Origin of the sequence: Neobacillus pocheonensis (assembly GCF_050477905.1) — a bacterium.
GTDB lineage: Bacteria > Bacillota > Bacilli > Bacillales > Cytobacillaceae > Neobacillus > Neobacillus pocheonensis_A.
Genome location: NZ_JBCNAD010000075.1, coordinates 1 through 6127 on the forward strand (window position 1 = coordinate 1; position 6127 = coordinate 6127).

Annotated in this window: 6 protein-coding genes and 1 riboswitch; of the genes, 2 read left to right on the top strand and 4 right to left on the bottom strand. The window is 38.5% G+C overall.

Going from position 1 to position 6127, the window contains the following annotated elements; genetic code table 11:
* Positions 1 to 396: 396 nt before the first annotated feature.
* Positions 397 to 894, bottom strand: coding sequence for a preQ(1) synthase (queF, locus tag ABES02_RS28050; RefSeq protein WP_430141103.1), 498 nt, complete (start codon positions 892 to 894; stop codon positions 397 to 399).
* Positions 895 to 983: 89 nt separating this feature from the next.
* Positions 984 to 1030: riboswitch (PreQ1 riboswitch) on the bottom strand.
* A 154-nt stretch (positions 1031 to 1184) separates the two neighbouring features.
* Between queF and mscL the strand changes: the two genes are divergently transcribed.
* A complete protein-coding gene (gene mscL, locus ABES02_RS28055; protein ID WP_430141104.1) occupies positions 1185 to 1583 on the top strand; it encodes a large conductance mechanosensitive channel protein MscL in 399 nt (132 codons plus the stop codon).
* 48 nt (positions 1584 to 1631) lie between these two features.
* The gene (locus ABES02_RS28060; RefSeq protein ID WP_430141105.1) at positions 1632 to 2267 is read left to right on the top strand and encodes a Bax inhibitor-1/YccA family protein; all 636 of its coding nucleotides are present in this window, start codon (positions 1632 to 1634) and stop codon (positions 2265 to 2267) included.
* A 45-nt stretch (positions 2268 to 2312) separates the two neighbouring features.
* Here the strand turns inward: ABES02_RS28060 and ABES02_RS28065 are convergent, their stop codons facing one another.
* From ABES02_RS28065 to ABES02_RS28075, 3 genes are all read right to left on the bottom strand, one after another.
* Positions 2313 to 4052, bottom strand: coding sequence for an aromatic amino acid hydroxylase (locus tag ABES02_RS28065; protein ID WP_430141106.1), 1740 nt, complete (start codon positions 4050 to 4052; stop codon positions 2313 to 2315).
* A gap of 41 nt (positions 4053 to 4093) precedes the next feature.
* Positions 4094 to 4612 carry an RNA polymerase sigma factor gene (locus tag ABES02_RS28070; RefSeq protein WP_430141107.1) on the bottom strand — a complete coding sequence of 173 codons (519 nt, stop codon included), beginning with the start codon at positions 4610 to 4612 and terminating at the stop codon, positions 4094 to 4096.
* Positions 4613 to 4678: 66 nt separating this feature from the next.
* Positions 4679 to 6025, bottom strand: coding sequence for a polysaccharide biosynthesis protein (locus ABES02_RS28075; RefSeq protein WP_430141108.1), 1347 nt, complete (start codon positions 6023 to 6025; stop codon positions 4679 to 4681).
* Positions 6026 to 6127: the final 102 nt, after the last annotated feature.

Here is a 6127-nt window from a genome sequence, read left to right on the forward strand (position 1 = left end):
TTTTCATGGTAGTTGAAGAAGGATATATAATACCGGTACTCATAAAGGGAATGAGATTTACAGTAGTATTGGCACTCTTTTTTAAGGAGTACAATACTTATTGTCCATCAAAAAATGATGTCAATTGTTATGTAAAAGTTAAAGGAATTCAGAACGAACCTTGATAATTAAAGAAAAAGTCGTATGCCAATTCATTCGTCAATTCTTGTTTCATTTGTTAAGAAAGCACCCAAAAACGGAACCCTTTAGAGTAAAACAGTACCGTCTTTTTTATTGCTTATTGTAGTCACCAATCATTGTAACCTAGTCACCATCTTAGTCACCAAATGGCATAAAAAAGAAGAATTCATGCGAAAAAGGTCACCAAAACGCACAAATTCTTCAATTAAATATTCCTTAGCGGTTATCAATTTTTTCAGGATATAAATCGTGGTTCATCATCCGATAATCGGCCATTTGCTCATACTTTGTCCCCGGTTTCCCGTAGTTGCAGTAAGGGTCAATAGAGATGCCGCCTCTTGGGGTAAATTTGCCCCAAACCTCGATATATCTTGGATCCATCAGCTTGATTAAATCATTCATGATGATATTCATACAGTCCTCGTGAAAGTCACCTTGGTTACGGAAACTGAAAAGATATAACTTAAGAGATTTACTTTCGACCATCTTTTGGTCGGGGATGTAGCTAATATAAATAGTTGCGAAGTCTGGCTGTCCTGTTTTCGGACAGAGACTGGTGAATTCTGGAAAATTAAACTTAACAAAATAATCACGGTTTGGATGCTTATTATCAAACGCCTCCAAAACCTCTGGAGTATATTTAAACAAGTATTTTGTAGCTTGGTTACCAAGCAATGTAACACCTTCTAGTTCTGCATCTGTTCTTCCTGCCATTTTTAGTCCTCCTTATATTAACCGCGCATTACAGGAGCTAAAAAACTAAGAAATAAAAAACCATATCCTAAGGATATAGTCAATTTGTCCATTCCATAGTTTTTTATAGAGGGTATACGCTATGAACCTCTCCCATAAACGGGTGCAAGTAAATTTAATTTAACATAGTTACTATAGTTAATATTCAAGGAACTGTCAATCCAGATTTTCTTGGAAAACTATAAAGGTTGCAAAAGAAGTTGATGAAGCATTAAACTATATATTTAGTAATTAATTGGAGGTAGTCATTCATGTGGAATGAGTTTAAACAGTTTGCCATGAAAGGCAATGTGATAGATTTAGCTGTGGGGGTTATTATCGGCGGAGCATTCGGTAAAATCGTCTCGTCCCTGGTGGCTGATATAATTATGCCAATAATTGTAGTAATTAGCGGTGCAGTAAACGTTGAGGATATTAAGGACCTCGCCTATGGACCCATAAAATATGGCGTATTTCTTCAATCAGTCCTAGATTTCTTTATTATCGCCATTTCGATCTTCCTTTTTATCAAGTTCCTGAGCCGCTTTAAAAAGAAAGAAGAGCCGGCTAAGGCAGTGGAAAAAATCAGCCGCGAAGAAGAACTTCTTGCCGAGATTCGCGATCTTTTAAAAGAAGACAAAGATTTTTTTAGAAAAAATGAAACATCTTGACCACTTTTACGTATAACTTAGTAATACAACATTTTGAGGTGAAATAAATTGTATCCACAAACATCAACTGAATTTATGCCATCTGTTTTAAGGACGTTTGCCTTTTCTCTTGCCATCGCTTTCCTTGGCACAATGGCTGGAGTATTTGTACCACCGATGTTATTTATTCCGTTAATGATTTTAGAATTTGTCATGCTTATGGCAGCGTTCTTCTTTAGACGTAAAAAAGCCATATCGTATTCTTTTCTTTACATTTTCACCTTTATCTCCGGGATAACCTTGTATCCTATTGTAGCTCACTACATTGCTGCAGCAGGCGGAGAAATTGTGATGATGGCTTTCGGGACGACAACTGTTGTCTTTACCGGAATAGCTGTTTACGCCGCAAAGTCAAAGCAGAACTTTTCTTTCTTAGGCGGATTTTTACTTGCTGCCCTGCTTGCCATGATGGCGATTGCCATTTTTAATTTTTTCGTTCCATTAAGCTCAACGGGAATGCTTGCTTACTCCTTTATCGGTGTATTGGTATTCAGCGGTTACGTTCTCTTTGATATCAGCCGCATGAAGCATTATGGGGTAAGACCAGAAGAAGTACCATTAATGGCATTAAACTTATATCTTGATTTCATCAATCTATTCATCAGCATTCTTCGTATATTTGGAATAATTAATAGCAGAGACTAGAAAATAAAGAGGAGCTTGGGTTTATCCCCCAAGCTCCTTTTAATATTAGTTGTTATTGAATAAGATTAATCCCCGTTCAATCATCTGTTTGACAGATGGCTCCCAATCAGCTTTGTTTAACACTTTTAAAAGACGGTCTGCATTTGATTGACTGCCTTTGTGAATTTTATAGAGTTCTAATATTTCCAGCCTCAGCAGCCATTCATTTGGATAATCTTGATCCAATTTAGCTAAAACTTCATTTAATTGAGACATCCTTTGGTCATTCCAACTGGAGTCATCGCGTAAATTTCGAACTTTTTCATATAATCCTTCAAGCTCATTCCAACACTGTGGTTCGATGATATCCTCCGTTTCTTCTTTTGTTTGAAACTTAAAATAATTGTTAGGGTCTGCAGCACCGGCAAAGACGGAAGTAATACTTGCCCCAACGGCCATATCGAAAGTTCCCCAAGCTTTTTCAAAAAGAACTTTGTCCATATAGGTTACCGTACTGTCCTTAAAGGATATGAGAATTGGTTTTCCCTCTGACAACAAAATACTCTTTACGGTGCCTTCTACCCTTACCTTGCTTTGAAAGTCTAGTACGGCATTTTGTTCTTCAATTATACCTAGAGCACTTAATTCCGAAAGTGAGCATTGTTCAAGGACTATACCGCCTTTTAATTTGCCGATTGGCGTTCCGAAACCTTTCCGATGTGTTGCTGTGCCATGCCCTGCTAATTGCTTGTTATCGAAGGATAAAGCAGTGGGTCCTATAGTACGGAAATACACCGCTTCGCCACTTTCATCCTTCAAAATATCACTTACAGTGCCTGTAACCTGCAAACCAGATGAAAAAACCATCGTGGCTGTATTTTCAGTAGTTAAAGCCTTTTCAAGACTCTCCGTCCCGCCTTTACGAAAGGCCATCGTTTCCGCAAATTGATCAATAGCCTGTGCTAAGTCATCAAAGTTTTTACATACAAATAATTGCGGCTGCGGCTTTGTCACATCATATGGAGTTTTCGTACATTCTTCTATAGAAAAAGGAATTTTGCGTACATCATCCTTTAAGCAGCTCTGACTCTCACCTACAGACGAAAGCAAACCGGCGCCATATATTTTTGGATTATCCAGCTCCCCAATTAAGCCATATTCCACAGTCCACCAAAAAAGCCGTGACACTTGGTCGGATTCAGATAACCCTTTTACCTTCTTCCTTGCTTCAGCCACTTGCTTTTCGGCTTCTTTCACTTGATCTGGAGTTGATTTTGGATCCTCCGCAACAATCGTTAAATGGCGTACTGCCATAAAAACCTCTAGCTTTTCCTTACTGGAAAGAGCCTTTGCACCCATTTCGCCGATTTTCTGGACGAATTCACGGTAAGATTCATCTAATAAAATCGGTGCATGCCCTGCTGCCTCATGAATCATATCCGGTGCAGGCGTATAGGCAATGTTTTGGATGTTCCTTATTTCTGTTGCAATCGGCAAAAGCCCGTTTGCTAAAAAACCATAAAAAGCCGAACCAGGAATCAATCCGTCAATCGTAACGGCACCCCAGCCCACTTTTGCTAGACTCGTATTCATATCCTCAACCTTTGGAATCGATTCAGTTTTAATTCCGGAGTCACGTAATCCATTTACATAGGCTGGATGGGCAATTTGCTTTAAAAAATAATGATTTTGCTTCATTACAAAACGCCATACCGCATGATCGATGGGAGTATAGCGATGGTAGGATTGTTTAGAAATGAAAGGCTTTAAATGTGCAGGAATCTTTTTTGTTCCATTACCAGTCATCGTGAACATTCTCCTCTATTTAAATAGTTTAAAAAGAAGCATTATGCGAGAGATTGCAATTTCGGTCTCAGTCTCTCCTTCGCCCGTTTCATCCTCGTTTTTACCGTAGACATCGGCAAATTACTTTTTTGTGCTATTTCGCCTATAGTTAATTCCTGATAGTAATAAAGATAAATAGGTTTACGGTAAATGTCCGGCAATAGGTTAAGCTTTTCAGCCATTTGCTCGGCGGAAAATTTATGTAGGACTTCCTCTTCTGGAATGGGGGCTGTAGTGGCAAAGGCTGAATAGGAATAAACCTCTTCCTTCCAAAATAACTTAGATTTTTTTTCTTTACGCCAATAATCACGGCATTTATTGACAGCAATGGTAAAAAACCAGCTTCTACACTTTGAATGCTCCTTTACTGCAGGATATGCCAAATATGCAGAAAGTAACACTTCCTGATAAAGGTCCTCTGCAAGTTCTTTCTGTCTCACTAACGTTACAATATATTTAAAAATGGCTGGACCATGCTCAATTACTAATTCTTCAAATGGTTGTCCGAATCCTTTTCCCATTATGTACCATCCTTCCGTCTAAAAAATAATGCTCACTTCATTAGACGGAAAGGACGGCCATGACCCCTACACCCCATCGGTAAAATTCTGGCCTTTTTGAATCAGCCCTCTCATAAAAATGGAAAAACCTATTTTCTTGCAAATCGTTAAATAATGCATCAGCGCTAGCAGAACGGACCCGGTATTCATGCCAATAATGACTCCATTCATCCCCCACTCTGATCGAGAGCCAAGTAATAAAATAAGCGCAAAGGAGATTATCGTTGACCAAATAATGTGAATGAAAGCCTCTTTAATCATGTCCAAACCGATCATAAAAGCTTGCATCGGCATAATGAAAAAGTGAAATAAGAAAAACGGCCATAGCAGCTGCAAGAAAATAGCAGGCGTCTCCGATTTAAAAAATAGGGACGTTAATTCTGGTGCAAAAAAGTAGAAAATGGTTACAGCAGCGACCCCGTACAAGAAAGTTAGTTTCATAACTTGCTGCAGCATTTTTTGTAATGTTGAATAATCGCGCTGAGAATGTGCCTTTGAGACAGCAGGGATGAGAACAACTAAAAGAGAATGGGCAATAAAAGCGGGAAAGAAGCCGATCGACATTGCTACTCCCATCAACATCCCAAATTGCTCAGTTGCGAGATTTTCACTCATTCCGGCGTGTACTAATGCTGCCTTGATAATGAACGGCTGAATCGCATTGGTAAAAGCGGAAAACAAGCGCATTCCAGTCGTTGGTATCGAAACAGCCATTAAATTTTTCCGAACCACTTTCCGATTTAGATTGGAAAAAGGCTGCCGTTTGAGCTGTTGAAATTGAATGATAAACATGTAAATTAAGTATAGGAACACCACGATTTCGCTTCCAATTAAAGAACCAATGGCAATTAATAATGCCCTTTCAGAGTCAAACGCAAGGAATCGAAACAGAATAAATAGGCCAGCAAGCTGAGCAGTTTTCCTTAAAAAATTGGAGACCGCAATTTTCCCCATCTTCTGCATCCCCATAAAATAACCTCTGGCGACAGACATGAAGGAAATAACAGGAATTAAAATTATTACAAGCCATCTAATATAGGGATGATACGTATTAAATACGGGGATAAACGGTATTATCACAGTGGCCAATAAAAAGATCATACTGGTAAAGATTATCGTAATCGTAATCGCATGATATAAGATATTTCGGTGATAGCGTTCTTCGCGTTCCGCAATGAATTTTGAAATCGATACTGGAAGCTCGAAGCTTGAAAGAAGAACAATTAAATAGATGGATGGAAGGATGGACATATATAGCCCTAATCCGTGTGTTCCCAGCTCTCTAGCTAGAATCATATTTACCAAGAACTCAATTCCCTCTCCCAAAAATGCAGACGCCGCTAAAAAAATGACACTCTTGTAATATATAGCCAATTTATTATTCTCCCTTTTTTTAATATCACTCTTCTAAACTTATGAGACAAGTTTCATGATTATTAGGAGAATATTTTTTGGAATCGAGTAGAGGGAAAATAA

Coding starts and splice junctions, on each gene's coding strand:
- queF (WP_430141103.1), bottom strand. CDS start 894: ATGGCAGGAAGAACAGATGCAGAACTAGAAGGTGTTACATTGCTTGGT.
- mscL (WP_430141104.1), top strand. CDS start 1,185: ATGTGGAATGAGTTTAAACAGTTTGCCATGAAAGGCAATGTGATAGAT.
- ABES02_RS28065 (WP_430141106.1), bottom strand. CDS start 4,052: ATGACTGGTAATGGAACAAAAAAGATTCCTGCACATTTAAAGCCTTTC.
- ABES02_RS28070 (WP_430141107.1), bottom strand. CDS start 4,612: ATGGGAAAAGGATTCGGACAACCATTTGAAGAATTAGTAATTGAGCAT.